The organism is Chryseobacterium indologenes (genome assembly GCF_001295265.1).
Taxonomy (GTDB): domain Bacteria; phylum Bacteroidota; class Bacteroidia; order Flavobacteriales; family Weeksellaceae; genus Chryseobacterium; species Chryseobacterium indologenes_A.
Genome location: NZ_LJOD01000010.1, coordinates 92,390 through 110,071, shown reverse-complemented (window position 1 = coordinate 110,071; position 17,682 = coordinate 92,390). Strand labels below are relative to the sequence as shown.

The 17,682-nt window shown below is 36.9% G+C and carries 18 protein-coding genes; 4 read left to right on the top strand and 14 right to left on the bottom strand.

Going from position 1 to position 17,682, the window contains the following annotated elements; genetic code table 11:
• Positions 1-7 precede the first annotated feature (7 nt).
• The 4 genes from AOB46_RS15250 to AOB46_RS15235 form a co-directional block, all read right to left on the bottom strand.
• Positions 8-1,762, bottom strand: coding sequence for a discoidin domain-containing protein (locus tag AOB46_RS15250; protein WP_062700889.1), 1,755 nt, complete (start codon positions 1,760-1,762; stop codon positions 8-10).
• 138 nt (positions 1,763-1,900) lie between these two features.
• On the bottom strand, positions 1,901-2,824 hold the full coding sequence (ctlX, locus tag AOB46_RS15245; protein ID WP_062700887.1) for a citrulline utilization hydrolase CtlX: 924 nt from the start codon (positions 2,822-2,824) through the stop codon (positions 1,901-1,903).
• Between the two features lie 3 nt (positions 2,825-2,827).
• Positions 2,828-4,159, bottom strand: coding sequence for a hypothetical protein (locus AOB46_RS15240; RefSeq protein ID WP_157845072.1), 1,332 nt, complete (start codon positions 4,157-4,159; stop codon positions 2,828-2,830).
• Positions 4,160-4,165: 6 nt separating this feature from the next.
• Entirely contained in the window at positions 4,166-5,080 is a 915-nt protein-coding gene (locus AOB46_RS15235) for a dimethylarginine dimethylaminohydrolase family protein (RefSeq protein ID WP_062700882.1), read from the bottom strand.
• 286 nt (positions 5,081-5,366) lie between these two features.
• Between AOB46_RS15235 and AOB46_RS15230 the strand changes: the two genes are divergently transcribed.
• The 3 genes from AOB46_RS15230 to AOB46_RS23405 all read left to right on the top strand — a co-directional run bounded on the left by AOB46_RS15230 (position 5,367) and on the right by AOB46_RS23405 (position 6,822).
• Positions 5,367-5,858: a hypothetical protein gene (locus AOB46_RS15230; protein ID WP_062700880.1), complete on the top strand. Its 492-nt coding sequence runs from the start codon at positions 5,367-5,369 to the stop codon at positions 5,856-5,858.
• A gap of 49 nt (positions 5,859-5,907) precedes the next feature.
• Positions 5,908-6,399, top strand: a complete 492-nt coding sequence (locus AOB46_RS15225; RefSeq protein ID WP_062700878.1) for a hypothetical protein — start codon at positions 5,908-5,910, stop codon at positions 6,397-6,399.
• A gap of 258 nt (positions 6,400-6,657) precedes the next feature.
• Positions 6,658-6,822 carry a hypothetical protein gene (locus AOB46_RS23405; protein WP_157845071.1) on the top strand — a complete coding sequence of 55 codons (165 nt, stop codon included), beginning with the start codon at positions 6,658-6,660 and terminating at the stop codon, positions 6,820-6,822.
• Positions 6,823-6,979: 157 nt separating this feature from the next.
• Here the strand turns inward: AOB46_RS23405 and AOB46_RS15220 are convergent, their stop codons facing one another.
• From AOB46_RS15220 to AOB46_RS15185, 7 genes are all read right to left on the bottom strand, one after another.
• Complete coding sequence (locus AOB46_RS15220; RefSeq protein ID WP_062700876.1) at positions 6,980-7,468, bottom strand: hypothetical protein; 489 nt, start codon at positions 7,466-7,468, stop codon at positions 6,980-6,982.
• An 82-nt stretch (positions 7,469-7,550) separates the two neighbouring features.
• On the bottom strand, positions 7,551-8,837 hold the full coding sequence (locus AOB46_RS15215) for a citrate synthase (RefSeq protein WP_062700874.1): 1,287 nt from the start codon (positions 8,835-8,837) through the stop codon (positions 7,551-7,553).
• 81 nt (positions 8,838-8,918) lie between these two features.
• Positions 8,919-10,211: a phosphopyruvate hydratase gene (gene eno, locus AOB46_RS15210; RefSeq protein ID WP_062700872.1), complete on the bottom strand. Its 1,293-nt coding sequence runs from the start codon at positions 10,209-10,211 to the stop codon at positions 8,919-8,921.
• Between the two features lie 199 nt (positions 10,212-10,410).
• Entirely contained in the window at positions 10,411-11,454 is a 1,044-nt protein-coding gene (locus AOB46_RS15205) for a YEATS-associated helix-containing protein (protein WP_131724392.1), read from the bottom strand.
• 166 nt (positions 11,455-11,620) lie between these two features.
• A complete protein-coding gene (locus AOB46_RS15200) occupies positions 11,621-12,409 on the bottom strand; it encodes a sensor histidine kinase (protein ID WP_062700867.1) in 789 nt (262 codons plus the stop codon).
• A gap of 627 nt (positions 12,410-13,036) precedes the next feature.
• Complete coding sequence (locus tag AOB46_RS15190; protein ID WP_062700863.1) at positions 13,037-13,747, bottom strand: hypothetical protein; 711 nt, start codon at positions 13,745-13,747, stop codon at positions 13,037-13,039.
• Positions 13,748-13,753: 6 nt separating this feature from the next.
• Positions 13,754-14,386 carry a response regulator gene (locus AOB46_RS15185; RefSeq protein WP_062700861.1) on the bottom strand — a complete coding sequence of 211 codons (633 nt, stop codon included), beginning with the start codon at positions 14,384-14,386 and terminating at the stop codon, positions 13,754-13,756.
• 179 nt (positions 14,387-14,565) lie between these two features.
• Here AOB46_RS15185 and AOB46_RS15180 point away from each other — a divergent pair, with 179 nt between their 5' ends.
• Positions 14,566-15,000, top strand: a complete 435-nt coding sequence (locus tag AOB46_RS15180; protein WP_062700859.1) for a hypothetical protein — start codon at positions 14,566-14,568, stop codon at positions 14,998-15,000.
• 56 nt (positions 15,001-15,056) lie between these two features.
• On the opposite strand, the gene AOB46_RS15175 is transcribed toward AOB46_RS15180, so the two are convergent.
• The 3 genes from AOB46_RS15175 to AOB46_RS15165 all read right to left on the bottom strand — a co-directional run bounded on the left by AOB46_RS15175 (position 15,057) and on the right by AOB46_RS15165 (position 17,671).
• Positions 15,057-15,881, bottom strand: coding sequence for an N-acetylmuramoyl-L-alanine amidase (locus tag AOB46_RS15175; protein ID WP_062700857.1), 825 nt, complete (start codon positions 15,879-15,881; stop codon positions 15,057-15,059).
• A 260-nt stretch (positions 15,882-16,141) separates the two neighbouring features.
• Positions 16,142-16,669 carry a 50S ribosomal protein L17 gene (gene rplQ, locus AOB46_RS15170; RefSeq protein WP_062700855.1) on the bottom strand — a complete coding sequence of 176 codons (528 nt, stop codon included), beginning with the start codon at positions 16,667-16,669 and terminating at the stop codon, positions 16,142-16,144.
• Positions 16,670-16,675: 6 nt separating this feature from the next.
• Positions 16,676-17,671 carry a DNA-directed RNA polymerase subunit alpha gene (locus AOB46_RS15165; protein ID WP_045491108.1) on the bottom strand — a complete coding sequence of 332 codons (996 nt, stop codon included), beginning with the start codon at positions 17,669-17,671 and terminating at the stop codon, positions 16,676-16,678.
• Positions 17,672-17,682 lie beyond the last annotated feature (11 nt).

Below are 17,682 nucleotides of genomic sequence, written 5' to 3'. Positions count from 1 at the left end.
TTTTATTCTATTCAGATTTTACAATTTCTGTTCTTTCAGAAATCCCGTTGGCATTAAAGGCTTCGATCTGGAAATAATAAGCATCCGTCCTGTCTGCACCGGTAAAGAAATATTCATTTTTTCCGTATACCATGATGCTTCCGTATAATTTATCCGGAGATTTCCCCCAATAGATTACATAGCCGTCTGCATCAGCATTCTGCTGCCATTTCATCCAGATGCTTCTTCTCTCGCCATATTTTTTAGGATCTGCTCTTAGCGGAACAAATCCGTCTACTTTTTTAGGCTTTTCACCTACACCTTTTCCGAAGACCCTGAAACCGCTCAGGGCAAACTTTCCGGTTGGCATTTTCAGGTTTTCCATTTTCAGGAATCTTGCTTTTGCAGGTTGTTCCAATTCAACATAATCATGAGGAACATCTTTTGTATTTTTACTTTTATCAACAATCACCTTCCATTTCTTTCCGTCATTGGAACCATAGATTTTATACTGGTGCATTTTTCCTAGGGTTTTCCCCATAAATTCAGCGTCCTGATCCGCATAATTGATCTGAATAGCATTAATGGTGGAAACCTCTCCCAGATCGGTCTGAAACCATTCTCCGGAATTTCCGGTTTTTGCACTCCAATAGGTTTTAATGTCTTCATCAACGGCAAAATTCGGCTGGTATCCTCCCAGGACTGATGAAACCTGAACAGGCTTATTGTAATTCAGCAACATCCATCCGGCAAAAAGACCTTTCGTAAAATCTTTGCCCTGAGCAAATTGAGGAAGAAAGGTAGGATAATCTCCGTAAGCGGTATTGGTATACATCACATCATCTTTATCAAAACCGGCAGGCCAGATTCCCAGCCGTCGTTCAAAATTATTTTTTGTGGAAATAAAGATGGTTGAAACGTGCCACCAGTTTTTGTAATTATCTTCAAAGGTAGCGCCATGTCCGGCTCCTCTTGCAAAGCCTCCGGGTTTATAGGAAAACGGATTGTGCTGCTGGTATTCGAATCCTTCCAGTGGGTTTTTGCTGACGTATACTCCATCGGAATAGCCGCTGAATTCTGTAGCCGGGGCACCGTACTGCATATAATATTTTCCGTTATGCTTAGTCATCCAGGCTCCTTCCACAAAGGGCTGCAGGAATACATTGTCATTATATTCCCCGAATCTTTCCCAGCCGTGGTCTTCGGGTTTTAATTTGATAATTGGCTTGACAAAACCTTCGGACTGAAGATTTTTTACTTTCACCTCTGTTCCTAATAAAGGCCACTCATTACTGGATCCCCAGTACAGATAAAGCTTATTTTTATCTTCATCATAATGGAAGGCAGGATCCCAGGCTCCTACTTTCAGGGTATCAACAGCAATTTTCCAGTCGTCTTTGGTAGGATTAGTGCTTTTCCAGATCGGAAAATCCTGTTCCCATGTGGAGCCGTAAACATACAGGGTATCTTTCATCGCCCAGACTGCCGGAGCATTAAGGTCATGAATGTATTTGTTATCTCTGAGAAATTTCCTTTTAACGAATTTCCAGTCCAGCATATCATCACTGTACCAATATCCTTCCTGATTGGTAGAGAAAAGGAATAGTTTATTTTTAAAATTAACGATTACCGGATCGGCTGTTGCCCGGTGTTTTCCCTGTTTTGAAAAAACTTCAAAAGGCGTATATCCATAATCTATATTAATTGGGTTACAAAATGTCTTCTGTTGTGCCCCCACCAATAATCCCAGGAAAATTGCCAATGATAAAAAGCATTGTCTCATTTTTAGATTTTAAACATTCAGGACAAAGTTAATTAACTTTTTCTGGTTTCTCTATTCAAAACTAATTTATACTGAAACTGTTCCATAAAAAAATCCGGTCTGTATTCAGGCCGGAAGTATATTGTGTGTTGAAGTTCATTATTTTTTAGGAAGAAAAACCTCAGCCAGCATGCATCGGGCGCTTCCTCCTCCATTTACTTCAATCGTATTCAGATCTGAGTAAATGATTTCACAGTATTTTTCTATAGCAGCTACCTGATCTGCATGTAAAGACTGATAAGCAGTCTGGCTCATGACCAGGAACTTTTTACCATCTTTATTCTGAACCTGAAGCATATTTCCGGCAAACTGCTGCATCTGGTCTTCTGAAATTTCGATGATTTCTTTTCCTGAATTTTTAATGGTTTCGATCACTTTTTCTCTTTCCAGCTCATCATCTATACAGTCTAAGCAGATCACTACGAATTGGTCCGCTACGCACATCATTACATTGGTGTGGTAAATAGGAAGTCTTTCTGTTCCTACCGTCTGATAAGAATGGAAGACAACCGGTGTAAATCCGTATTTTGAGCAGAATTCCCGGAACAGCTTTTCGTCCAGCCTTAAAGAAACCGATCCATAAGCAATTTTATTATCGTGGTCGAAGATCATGCTTCCGGTTCCTTCCAGAAAGTGTCCCTGGGTTTCTGAAAAAGACCAGTCATCAATTTCCGTTACTTCAAATCCCTGGTTTTCGATGCTTTCAATAATATCTTCTCTTCGTTCTACTCTTCTGTTGGAAGCGAACATCGGATATAAAACCACTTTTCCGTCTTTGTGGAAGCTTACCCAGTTATTCGGGAAAATAGAATCTGGTGTGTGAGGATCCAAAGTATCTTTAATGGTAATTACATTGATCCCTTTTCCTCTCAGTTTACCGACAAAAGTATTGAATTCTGCCAAAGCTTTTGACTGAATATCAGAACCGGTCTGCTCTACCTGAAAATAATTGTTTTTTGCAGTTTCTGCATTGTAACCGAATGCAATCGGCTCTATCATTAATACGGTATCTGTTGTTTGCATTTTTTATTCTTGTTTACTAAAAATATTTAAAATAATTGAAAATTCATCCGGATGCTCAAAGAATCTTCTGGTAAAGGTCTTTCCGTTTCCATTTGTTATCTCAACGGTATAATCTTCCCTGCAGATAAACTCTGTCAGAAAGTTATAGAATCCCGGAGATAAAGAAGCATTGTTTCCTAAGTAATCGTCCTTCTTTACGGGTTCGTCTGATCTCATTGTATTATAGAAAATCTCCATTTCGTTTAAAAGAACATCAGAAAAATCAAGTTGATCTGAAGCACGGCGGCTGACTTCCTTTGAAAATAAAACAGAAGGTGAAAAAATTGCATATTCTGCCATCCGGCTTTCTAATCTCCTATAAGGTATAGCTATACCGCATTCCCGCATTCTGATGATTTCATTTTTAATCTTCCTTTTATTTCTGATTAATTTTCCATCCGTAAGATCATAGTATTTTTTTGATGGATATTTGCTTTTTATTCTCCCATTCGCCTGCGTAGTTTTTATTTCCCAGAGAACATATCTTTCGTCATCTGCCGTATAATAGATATACTTATTCTTTACATGATGCGGAATAAAAAAGTCTTCATCATACAGCAAATCATTATGCTTTACTGTCCTGCTTTCTATTTTACCCCGTAAATAGGTTTCGATGTAGATGGAGTCCTGACTTCTGGTAATGCTGTCTCTATCCTTATTGCGGATCAAATGATAACGGTTTAATATATTGGGTGACACATGATAAGAAGAATCTATCTCAAATCCGCCCTCACGAGGCGTTTTTCTCACCTTAGTTCCATTCTGATAAACCCTGTAATATCCTCCTTCATAAAGATTTTCATTAAAACTCATTAATGAATCTTTTGAATTAAAAACAAAACGTTTCTTATACAACTCATTCTTGCCTGTCTTTATATCCAGGAAATTCCCCTCATAATTAATGCTTTTCGGATTATTGAGATCCGGACGGTAACTCTTTAAAATACTGACCCCATATCCACTTTTGTTTTCCCTTTCTACCGACTGTATCATTCCGTTGCCAGAATATGAAATTCTATACTCTGTGTTCTTGGATATTATGTGTGATACCCTGTTTTGTTTATCATACATAAGCCAGGAGGTTCCGGCACTGTTTGAGGTTATAATTTCATTTTTATCGGCCAGTACCTCGATCCTGTTGATTACTTCTCCGTTTTTCTTTAAAACAGCAGTTTTAATATTATACTTCCTGTATGTTTCAAGATCTCCGGCATAAATCTTCTTCCAGTCAAAAAGCTGAGCATCAGCTTTCATAACTGAGAAAAAAATCATCCCTATGAAAAGTAATCTAGCCAAAACGCATTATTCTCTTACTAACGGCATGGTAGAACATCTCAGTAATCCGCCCATTTTCGAAATTTCCCGGTAAGGGATTTCTTCTACTGTCATTCCCCACTCGTTTCTGAGGTGGTTGTTCATTCTTGTAAATGTTTTGTCAGACACGACTACTTCCGGGGAAATAGAGAAAATATTCGGGTACATTTCAAACATTTCTTCATCGTTTAAGTGGAAGCAGTTTTCTTCTCCGAAGATATCTATAATCAGACGGTAATCACTTTCATCTACAAACCCGTTTTTGTAGATCAGGCATTTATCTTCTCCAACCGGATTAAATGTACAATCTAAATGCAGGATTCCCTCTAACGGAATTTTATCATTTTTCTTCAGTTCAAGATCAATAATTCTTTTCTTCGGAAAATATTCTTTTAAAATTTCAATGGCGTATTCGTTGGTTCTTGCGGTTTTATAGTTTCTGTAATCTTCACTGAAACAGGTACCGATGAAAAGGAAATCATTCCATACGATCACGTCGCCACCTTCAATATGGGCCGTTTCCGGAAGGTTGATAATTTTTCTCCAGGCTACCTTTTCAAAAACATTTTTATAGGCATCCTGCTCATCTGCCCTGTCTGCAATCACATTGGAAATAATCATTTTGTCATCAATCACAAAAGCTACGTCTCTGGAGAAAACCTGATTGTAATCTTTGATGATACTTGGACGGAGCACTTCTACATCATACTTTTTCAGCACGGCTTCAAAAGCATTCATTTCATTGATGATATCCTCTTCTTTAGGATAAATGTTATGTTCAATGGAGTAATATGATTTGGCATCATAGCTCTCTTCAAGGGTGGGAACTGCTCCCATTGAATTAGGCTGGCCCAGCACTACTGACTTCAGCCTTCCCGTTTCGTTTTTAATATTTAGTCTCATAAAGATTTATGCAATACTACAAATATAAGTAAAGGTCTCTATCTGGAAAACTTTTGAATTGCTTTATCCTTATAATTTTATCCAATATTCGGGTTACTCTAAGGAAGGTTTTATTTACAGTTATTTTATCCGCAGAATACTATATATACAGAAAATACCACCATGATACTCACTTATAATTTTGGTATACGCGCTTATCACTGAAGTGTGCGCACTTACTTGATGTAACTGGCTTTACTTTCCTGTTGCCACTACATTAGCAGTACTAATTTTAAATCCTATTATTATGAAAAAAATGCTTACCAATTTTTTAGCTGTTTTATTAACAGTAGTATCAGTAACGTGTGTATTTGCCCAAAGCTCTTTTAGTGTCAAATATGTCGGGGAAGCAAGTCTTAACAGTTTTCCTCCTAACCATATAAAAGTAGAGGCCGATTATAATCGCCATACCCACATTATTTCCCCTCCGAACAGTTATACCCAAACTACTCCCGTTCTTGAAAGCAAATATATTACAAGCGGAACAACTGTCGCCTATCTTTCTCCTTCTACTTCTAATGGATTTCAGACCTATGAGCTTTTCCATTTAAAAGTAACATGGATTGCTTATCACAACGGAAATCTGATTTCGAGAGTATATACTTTCAATGATTTACAAATCCTTTCTGCCAATAGCGGTAATGAAGTAGATTTTACAATAATAGGGGCCAGAATACGTCTGAAAGCCATCAGTTCAGGATCACATATTACTTACCAGATCACTCTCCAAACCTATTAAGAAGATTGACCAGTATACATTAGCAATATTAATTTTAAATCTCATTATTATGAAGAAAAACCTTACCTATTTATTAACTGTTTTATTGACAGTAATGTCAGTCACCGGCCTATTTGCCCAAAATTCTTTTAGTGTTAAATACGTTGGAGAGGCAGACGGAATCAATCCTACGCCAATATCTATAAAAGTGGAAGCAGATTATGACCGTCATAATCACATTATCAACCCTCCTAACAGTTCTACTCAGACAACCCCTGTTCTTGAAAGCAAGCATATCGCCAACGGGGGAACGGTTGCTTATCTTTCCGCTCCGGCTCCAAGTCCGAATACAGGCCAGACCTTTGAGCTCTTTCATTTAAAGGTGATATGGAATAATGGTACAGGTCCCTTTTCATATGTAGTTACCTTCACTAATGCACACATATTAGCTGCCAATAGCGGGGCTGAAGCAGAGGTAACCTCAGCAGGTAGAAAATTTCGTCTAAAAGCAATCTATTCAGGTACCCATGTTCTTTATCAGATCACCCTTAAACAATTTTAAACGGACTGACTATTATTACCATTCCTATACTAATCAATATTCATCACAAAAAATAAACTCTGTTTTTACAAGCAGGGTTTGTTTTTTATTATTTCCAATAAAACCCTACACTGTTAATTAATCTACAAATAACTATTTTTCATCTACATACCAATAAAAAAAGCAATCAGAATTCAAATTAAATTCATAATTTAGTGATATAATTTCAAAAGAAATTACCATTTAAAACTTATTTATTAACATCAAAAGATCAAAATCATGAACAAGAAAAATCCAGTGCTGAAAAACGCACAAAAGTTAGGAAGAGAGCAACAGAAATCCGTTATGGGAGGAATGCCGCCGGGAACCAGAAGATGCTGCGAATGGGATGACGTTACAGGAAAATGTTATATCTGGACCTGCGACAGATGTGCGTGTCCATAAAACGAAAAAGCCTGCCTGATCAAACAAGCAGGCTTTATTTTTTAGGCTAAAGCTTATTGGATATTTTTATGATGATGTGAGCAGACTAAAGCCCATTCCTATTGAGTGACAATGTTATAAAAACAAACGAACTCTCAACCTTTCCGCTTAATCCTTATTATTGAAAATCTGACTGATTATTATGCTTTTGATCACTTTTTACTGCTTTAAAGCCATACCAAAGGGCAATCAAACTTACAATTAATTGTGCCGGAACAAATGTATTTCTGAATAATGTACTGAACGGATTTGCTTCTTTATAAATAAACGGAATCCATCTTTCTTCAGTTTCATAAAAGTACAGGTAATATACGGTAGCCACCCTGAATATCAGTAATAGTATATTGATGGAAAACAGCGTTTTAATCGTTTGCCTTGTGGAGACCAAAATAACCAGACTAAAGCCACACAAAAAGCAGATAATCATTTCCATTTGGTAGAAAATAACGTTTACCAGACTATAAGTGGCGTGATAATCTTTTGGGGTTGTATGAAGCATTTCAAGAAAATCAAATGTTTCCACAAGAAGAAAAAGCGCATAAACAAAATACAGAGCGATATTAATACGCATCATTTTTCTCATTGAATGTAATTTCTTGTTTTCCATGCTTTAATTTAAAAGTTTTCTTTGGAATAAAAAAAATCCCAAAGCAATAAACTTTAGGATTTTAATTGATAAGAATGGGATATTATCTGTTTGAAATATCTACATAGTTTCTTTTTTGAGCACCTTGATAAACCTGTCTTGGTCTTCCGATAGGGTCTCCTTTCAGTCTCATTTCTTTCCACTGAGAAATCCATCCCGGAAGTCTTCCTAATGCAAACATTACAGTAAACATTTCTGTAGGAATTCCTAATGCTCTGTAGATGATTCCTGAGTAGAAGTCTACGTTTGGATATAGCTTTCTTTCTACGAAGTACTCATCTTCAAGGGCTACTTTTTCAAGCTGCATTGCAATGTCAAGAGCTTTGTCCTGAATTCCTAATGCGTTAAGAATGTCATCAGCTGCTTTCTTGATGATTTTTGCTCTTGGATCGAAGTTTTTGTATACTCTATGTCCGAAGCCCATCAGACGGAAGCTGTCATTTTTATCTTTAGCTTTTGCTACCCATTTGTTTACATCTCCTCCATCTTTTTCGATAAGCTCAAGCATTTCAATTACGGCTTGGTTCGCACCACCGTGAAGAGGTCCCCAAAGTGCAGAAACCCCTGCAGAAATAGAAGCAAAAAGACCTGTATGAGCAGAACCTACCATTCTTACTGTAGAAGTAGAACAGTTTTGTTCGTGATCTGCATGAAGGATTAATAGTTTATCAAGAGCACCTACTACTACCGGATCGATTTCGAATTCTTCGTTAGGTAATCTGAAAGCCATTTTGTAGAAGTTTTCTACGTAGTTAAGGCTGTTATCTCCGTGGTTAAGTGGTAAACCTAATGTTTTTCTGTACGTCCATGCACAAAGATGAGAGAATTTAGCGATCATCAGTTCGGCAGCATGATCCATTTCTTCTTTAGAGTTTACATTAACGGCTTTAGGATTAAATGCAGTTAAAGCGGAAGTTAAAGAAGATAAAACTCCCATAGGGTGAGCAGAACGAGGGAAAGCATCGATGATTTTTTTCATCTCTTCTGCTACGAAGTTATATTGTTTGATGTTGTTTTCGAAAGAAGTAAACTGATCGGCTGTAGGTAATTCACCATGTAATAAAAGATACATTACTTCTGTGAAGTTGGATTTTTCAGCAATCTGTTCGATTGGATATCCTCTGTAGAATAATTCTCCTTTATCTCCGTCCAAGTAAGTGATATCGCTAATAGTAGCTCCGGTGTTTTTGTATCCTAAATCCAGAGTGATCAAACCTGTCTGGTCTCTTAATTTTGAAATATCAATCCCTCTGTCTCCGATAGTGCTATCCACGATGGGATATTCATATGAATTACCTGCGTAATTCAATATTACTTTGTTGTCTGACATTATTTATTTTTTTTTAAATATACTACTTTCCATAAAATACGGCAAACAAAAATTATCGCTTGCCGTTATTTATAAATTCAATTATCTTTTTACTTTGAATGCGTCTAAACCTGGGAAAATTGCAGTATCCCCCAATGCTTCTTCGATTCTTAAAAGCTGGTTGTATTTTGCCATTCTGTCTGATCTTGAAGCCGAACCTGTTTTGATCTGCCCGCAGTTCATGGCTACTGCAAGATCTGCAATGGTAGAGTCTTCAGTTTCTCCCGATCTGTGAGACATTACGGAAGTGAATTTGTTGTTCTGAGCCATTTGTACGGCAGCCATGGTTTCAGAAAGGGAACCAATCTGATTTACTTTTACAAGAATTGAATTGGCAATACCTTCTTTTACTCCTCTTGATAATCTTTCAACATTGGTCACAAATAAATCGTCTCCTACAAGCTGTACTCTGTCTCCGATTTTATCGGTAAGCATTTTCCATCCCTCCCAGTCATTTTCCTGCATCCCGTCTTCGATAGAGATAATCGGGTATTTAGCAGCCAGTTCAGCAAGGTAAGAAACCTGTTCGCTGCTTGAAAACTGAGCAGCATCCGCAGTCTGGAATTTTCTGTAATCATAAATTCCGTCTTTATAGAATTCTGAAGCAGCACAGTCTAATGCCAGCATAATATCGTCACCAGGCTTGTAACCTGCTTTTTCGATAGCCTGAAGCAATGTATCCAAAGCATCTTCAGTTCCTTTGAAAGTAGGAGCAAAACCTCCTTCGTCACCTACAGCTGTAGACAGACCTCTTGAATGAAGAATGGATTTCAGGTTGTGGAAAATCTCCGTTCCTTTTCTCAATGCATGAGAGAAAGAATCTGCTTTTACCGGCATAATCATAAATTCCTGGAATGCGATAGGCGCATCTGAATGCGAACCTCCGTTGATAACATTCATCATAGGAACCGGAAGTGTATTTGCGTTTACTCCTCCAACATATTTATATAAAGGCATTCCCAGTTCGGCAGCTGCAGCTCTTGCAACAGCCAGGGAAACTCCTAAAATTGCATTGGCACCAAGACTTCCTTTGTTAGCAGTTCCGTCAAGATCAATCATGATCTTATCGATAAAATTCTGCTCAAAAACAGGCTGTCCGATCAGGTTTTCTGCAATGATCTCTCTTACATTTTCAACTGCTTTCAGGACTCCTTTTCCCATGTATTCAGAGCCTCCGTCGCGTAATTCTACGGCTTCGTGTTCACCGGTAGAAGCTCCTGAAGGAACTGCCGCGCGCCCCATGGCACCGCTTTCTGTAAATACATCTACTTCAATGGTAGGATTACCTCTGGAATCCAGAATTTGTCTCGCTTCTATGAAAGAAATTGCACTCATTTTTTATTTTTTATAGTTCCTACAAATTTAATCATTTTTTGAATTTTTTGAGGTACACAGAAAGTATTTTATCGGCCATATCCAAGTTAAATTTTAGTTAATTTTAATATTATGTTAATCAAATAGTTCAAAAGAATAAAAACTCTCCGATATTGTGGAAAACCGGAGAGTCTGCAGGTTATTAAAATTGGTTGTAGTTCTATCTGTTTCTGAAGCTTTCCGGAAAGTTTTTCAGCTCTGCAATGTCAAGTTCCAGAAGGGTATTTCCGTTATCCAGGATGGCTCCTATTGTGAATGCTCCGTAAGAAGGGATCTTATATTCCACTTCTTTTTTCCCATAACCTTCAAGATGGATGATGGATTTGGCGAAAGAATTGTGCAGGAACAGGTAAACGTCACTGGTTAATTCTCCTTCATCAGCGGAAACTTTAATGGTCAGGTTGAGAAACCCCGGTATAATGTATGAATCATACTCTACGCTAAGTGTTTTTCCATTAACACAGCTCTTTCCTCCAAATCGTCCTTTCTGTGGATCGTTGGCATGAATAACCGGCGGAAGCTGAGAAAGTATCATTTTACTTTGTTCTGCCGTACTGATACCGCTTTTAAGCACGCTGGCTTGTGATGCCATCTGAAGCTGAAGAGGCTCACTTACCTTGTAATTATTTTCGGCAATGACTGATTCTTTCTTCAGGTCTTTGATTTCCTTATTCTTTTCATTAATAGTAGTTTCTGCTTGCTTAATATACTCTTTAGAGATTACCCGCGACATCAGAAGATCAATAAACCTCATTCCTGCACACGCGGCAAGAAGACAATAAGCTGTCCAGATCAGATAATCTGAGGCTAAAGAATTTTTCTCTTCGGAAGTTGTTTGAGGCTGGTCCGGCTTTGATGTATTTGTAGTTGATAGCGGCTCACTGGCCTGAGGTCCGGACCGCAGAGAATCGGGTATTGCCATTGTATGAGCTGCAGGCGTTGCTTTAGTACTTTCGGCCTTATTTTCAGCTTGTGTACACTTATTCGGAAGCTTAATTTCATCAAGAAGCTTACTTTCTGCAAATTTGAGAAACAAAGGAACAAGAATAGTCGCTGCAATTCCGAAAAGGATACACACCCCTGCTGATCTCAGTTTAGCTGTTGATTCACTTCCAGTCTGTTTATTGGCATCTGAATAAAAATTAACAATGCCTCCTAATATGCCTGTTATGAGCATAATACCTAAGATACAATATAATTCCATGGTTTTGATTTTTAAATTAATTCAGGAAAGGAACTTTCATGCTTCAGTTCGGTTTACTCAAATTTCCATTTAAAAAGGTTCCATGTCAATTACACAAAAGGGTGATTCTTAAAACCGAACAGCATCACTTCTATGAAATGATGCTGTTATTGCAGTTTTAAAATGATTACATTATTATTTTGAAAAGCAGATGCGTTCCGGCTTCAGAACTCATGATCTCGCATTCTCCTTCCTGTTCCTGCATTCTGCGTTTCATATTTCGGAGACCGTTTCCTTCAGAATGTTTTTCAGGAATTCCTTTTCCGTCATCTTTGATGGTCATTAAAAAGAAATTCTTTTCCTGGGAAAAAGAAAGTTTTAAAGTATCTGCCTGGCTGTGTTTATATACATTATTCACTGCTTCTTTGAGGCATAGAAACAGATTGCGCCTCACTTCCGTAGAAATCGGGGTCTCAGCGATGACGTCTATACTTTCCGTCCAGAGTTTTATTTTGGTTTTTTTAAGAAAGCTAGCGGCATATTGGATGGCATAATCTATAAAGTTCCCCAGCGTATCATTTCCTGAATTTAAGCTCCATAGCATTTCCCGCATGGAAAGATTCATTTCTTCCGAAGTTTTCAGAAGCTCATTGATGTCATTCTGCAAATCTTCATCATTGGCTTTCTGTTTCAGGAATTCTGCCTGGAGTTTCAATGCTGAGATTCCTGCACCGAGGTCGTCATGCATATCGTGTGAGATCCGTTCTCTTTCTTTTTCTATGGATCTCTGCTTTTCGAGTTCTTTCTGGAGGAGCTGGTTTTCGTATTCTGCCTGCCGGAGCTGTTTTTCTTTGAGATTTAATAATTGGCGCCTATTATACGTTACAATTACAAAAACGATGAAACACACCAGCAATAGTACCACAACTATTGTGACAATATATGTTGTTTTTATAGGATTATCAAAATACAACATTTCTTTTATTTTTATTATACTTCAGTAATAAGTAAAAAAACAGGCAATAGGTAATAATATTTATAATACCGAAGAAATTCCTTACACCGTCCATAAATAGCTTATCTGTATCCTGGAAATAGAATCTCGGAACTATTCTTAATAAAAAAATTACGCACCATAAAAGCATTGCAATCCCATACCAAAAAAATGGAAGATCCTGAATTTTTTTATCCGAGCTTGAACTACTTTCAATTATTTTATAAAATCCAAACAGACATACAAAAATGGTGTAAAAACAACTGATTAGCCCCCAAGAGTCTTCATAATTATTTTTTGACCAGTTCGTTATATTTAAAAATAGAAAAATTAAACATAGAACGGTTAACACTAGTATTTTTCTCTCTTTAGAAAATTGCAGAACAAAATACAGATAGGCAAAAAGGATATTAATTAAATCCGAAAAAAAATAAATTCCCGTGATATCGGTTTTAAAAATTTTCGCAAAAAGTAAAACGCTGAAATCTATTAAAAATATCAACGTTAAATAAATATAAAGATAATCATTATTGATACCCTTAATCTTTTGTACCAGTGAAAATAGCACACAGCAAAAAAAAATAAAAAAGTATATATAAAGTATCATGATTAAGGATATAATGATCCTCGGTTACCATAAACGGTCTTACCTCCGGCATCACTAAATTCACTCGTAAGACTTATTCTACCATTATCAAGACATGGGTAAATCTTTAATGTACCATAAACATCATTTATATCGGCTAAAACATCTCTTACAAGAATCGTTGTGAGTTTGCTAGGTGATAATCCTAATTCATTTGCATACTTGGTTTCAAATTTTCCATTCAAATCTGATAAATTCTCACTGTCTGCAGGTTGTAGATCTTTATTAACAATTATATACTGATGATCTCCGCTCTTCAATACAAAATTTTTTCCTTTAGGCTCACTGGTAAATTTAAACATCAGATTTCTTTGCCCTGCCTTATCCAAAATAAAATAAATATCAAGAAATTTTTTAGATTTCTTATATTTTTTCACCACTTCATTAAATGAAGCGCTATTGATCTCAAAGACCATTGTCTGTAAATTAGATCCATTAAAAATCTTATCATAGTCATTTTTAAGTGAATCATGTTCATCTTTATCTACTGTTCCGAACGTGCCACCAAATGGAGTATACTTAGTTTTATTTATTGTCTGAGATACTGTATCTTTTGTTATGGACACGGTATCATTTAATTGAGAAGCATTTTCTTTACTCTCTAATGATGTTTTGTTACAAGATAATATCAACACCGAAGTGAAAAATAATATCAATAAATTTTTAGTTCCCATAATCTTTTAGTTTTTAAATTGGTTAAATTTATTAATGGCCTCTACTTTATTGCTGACATGCAGCTTACGGTAGATGTTTCCTACGTGTTTTTTTACGGTGTCTGTGCTGATGCATTTCTTATCGGCAATCTCTTTATACAATAAGCCCTGTGAAAGAAGTTCCAGTATTTCTTTTTCACGTTCCGTAAGTTCATCGAAACCTTTAATCTCAGGAAGTTTTTTTTCAAAATGGCTTAATACTCTTCTGGCGATAGAAAAACTCATGGGTGCTCCGCCATTGTAAACATCACGGATCGAGGAAAGGATCTTATCCATGCTTTCACCTTTAATCAGGTAACCCATGGCACCAGCTTTCAGGGAATTGAAGATCTTTTCATCGTCTTCAAAACTGGTACACATAATGAACTGGGTATTGGGCATATCTTTTTTCAGTTTCTCAATAATTTCAATGCCGAGCATATCCTGAAGCTGGATATCCATCATCACTACATCCGGAGAAATATCGGAGAGGCTTTTCAGAGCTTCGTTCCCGTCAAAAAACTGGGCAATCACTTTCATGTCATCCTGATAATTGATGACCTTCTTCAACGCATTGTTGTAGTTTTTTTCGTCTTCTACTATGGCTATGGAGATGCTCATTGTTTTTTGTTTAAGACAAATTTCTGAAGAAAACAGAGCGGAATCAATTACACTTTTGTGTAATTTTAAAGCTTGAATTCATGGCTGTTGGTTTGTTTTTTGTTTCTATTAAATTTAATCAATTTTTGATTACCATTCTAAAACATTTCATACCCAACCCATTAAAAAAATAAAATATCATGAAAAAAGGGCTTTTAATAGCAGTTTCAACGGCTGCACTATCATTAATTGGCTGTAAAAAAAGTGAAAGCGGCAACAAGAGCATCATCAAAACCGATAGTTCGGAAACAGTAATTACCAACAACAACGGAAAAATTGACTCATTAACACAGAGTTCATCCACAACAGAAATAAACGGACAGAAAACTGAAAAAACAGATTTCGTTTATAAGGCAACGGACGGAACTCTGGTAAAAGTAGTATTCAAAAATGATCCTAAAGAGAATACGGTGGCCATTACCAGCAATAAGAAAACATTTACCCTTCCTAAAACAGAAACCAAGGATGGTGAAACAATCTATAAAAAAGACGACATGACTGCCAGAGTAAAAGGTGACAGCCTTCACCTTGAACAGGGCAATAATGTAATCGAATTGAAGAGAACCAAGATATAGAAACAGTAAAGTCCCCCAATTTTTATTGAGGGACTTTTATTGATGTTGTGTGTAAGTTATACTTTCTTCAGCAGATCGCTGTTGATCCAGCCATACAAAGGCTCTTCTCCGTTTACCGGCTTCAGTAAAACATAAACGTAGAACCAGCCCAGCTTACTTTTAATAAATTCTACCTGGGTTCCTTTTTTAAGCTTCATCATTGAATCAAACTCGGTTCCTGCCCCTTTTCTTATATTGACCTGATCCGCTGTCACCTGGTAAATGTCCGCAGTGTCATCCTCTCTTCCCAATAATTTTGCTCTGAAGCTTTCCATTGGAAAAGCAGGCCCCGGATCATTTTTCCTGAAAGGTGCAATATCATCATGTCCCAGAATATCTTTAATATGATAGGTCTCCATCAGCAGTTTGCAAACCCGGAAACAGGAATCGATCTGCTTTTCGGTAAAGCTATGCCAGTAGGAGGCATTTTCTTCATGCTTATGTTTTGCCCTGACTACAAATTCCTTTGGATATTCCTTTTCAAACCAGGCATAGAATCTGTCATTTACATTGGTAAGCCTTCCGGGATTATCCAATTCAATTCCTATAGAGAAATCGTTAAATCCGGAACGGTCTGCCCATCGGCTTTTTCCGGCGTGCCATGCTTTTCTGTTAAAATCTACCATTTGGGTAATCTTCCCTTCCCTGTCTATAACAAGATGAGCGGAAGCTTTAGCCGCCGGATCTTTAAACCAGCTTACGGAACTATCTGCTCCTCTTCCTGCGGTAAAATGAATAATGATATATTCGGGAACAATATTCCCTCCTTTGTTGGGAGTATCTGCAAAACTGAGACTCTCTCCTGAAACTGTTTTGGATAATTTGTCTTTTAAAACTTTCATGACTGGTATTTTTAGAAACTCAAATTTCCTGTATTTTAAAACACCGGTCAATTACACTTTAGGGGTATTCTTCCTTCTCAAACAGCTACAAGGCAAAGTTCAAAAACGGACGTTTTTATTACCAACGAGATTAAACAAGGATACATAATGATGATCGAAAAATATATTTACGTCTTTCCTGCCAGCCTTTTTCAGAATGGGATAAACAAAAAAAAACCATCCGGAATGCGGATGGTTTTTCATTGATATCTGAATGAATATTATTCTTCAGTTTTCTCTTCAGCAGAGTCAGCTGCTTCAGCCTTAGGCTCTTCAACTTTCTCTTCTACTGCAGGAACTTCAGCCACTACAGCTTCAGCTTTTTTAGCAGTTGTAGATCTTCTGCTTCTTCTTGTAGCTTTTTTCTCTTCAGCATTAGGGTTGTAAAGCTCGTTGAAATCTACTAGTTCGATAAGAGCAGTATCAGCAGCATCACCTGGTCTGAATCCTGTCTTGATGATTCTTGTATAACCACCGTTTCTTTCAGCGATTTTAGGAGCTACAGTTCTGAATAATTCAGCAACCGCATATTTATTTTGAAGGTAAGAGAATACTACTCTTCTGTTGTGTGTAGTATCTTCTTTTGCTTTTGTTAATAGAGGCTCAACATATACTCTTAAAGCCTTAGCTTTAGCTACAGTAGTGTTGATTCTTTTATGCTCAATTAGAGAACAAGCCATATTAGAAAGTAAAGCACTTCTGTGAGAAGCTGTTCTTCCTAAGTGATTGAATTTTTTACCGTGTCTCATTATTAATTATTTATCAGCGTCTAACTTATATTTTGCAACGTCGAAACCGAAGTTAAGACCTTTTGAATGCACTAATTCTTCTAGTTCTGTCAAAGATTTTTTACCAAAATTTCTGAATTTCATCAAATCAGACTTACTGTAGGAAACCAGTTCTCCAAGAGTTTCTACTTCAGCTGCTTTCAGACAGTTAAGGGCTCTTACAGAAAGATCCATATCTGCTAATTTAGACTTAAGCAATTGTCTTGTGTGAAGTGTTTCTTCATCGTATTGGATAGATGCTTTTACCGCTTCCGTTTCAAGCGTGATTCTCTCATCAGAGAATAGCATGAAGTGATAAATTAATATCTTTGAAGCTTCAGTTAAAGCATTCTGAGGGCTGATAGACCCGTCAGTTTCTATATCTAATACAAGTTTTTCGTAGTCTGTTTTTTGCTCTACACGATAATTTTCAATGCTGTATTGTACTTTCTTAATCGGCGTAAAAATAGAGTCAATAGCAATGGTACCTACCGGTGCATTGTTTGACTTATTTTGTTCTGAAGGAACATACCCTCTACCTTTTTCAATATTGAAAGTAATTTCGAAAGTTACATCAGTATTTAGGTTGCAGATCACCAAATCCGGGTTCAGCACCTCAAATCCGTTGATAGACTTTCCTAAATCCCCAGCAGTAATAACCGTTTGACCTGAAACTTTAGCAACCACCTGCTCATTGGCCTGGCCTTCTGCTGAAGCTTTTAATCTTACCTGCTTAAGGTTAAGAATAATTTCAGTAACGTCTTCGATTACTCCTGGAATAGTTGAAAATTCGTGCTCTACACCTTCTATTTTGATAGATGAAATAGCGTATCCTTCCAGAGAAGAAAGCAACACTCTTCTCAAAGCATTACCGATTGTAAGCCCGAAACCTGGTTCTAAAGGTCTGAATTCAAATTGACCTTTAAATTCATCAGAGTTAAGTAAAATTACTTTATCGGGTTTTATGAATTGTAAAATTGCCATATTATTGGGTT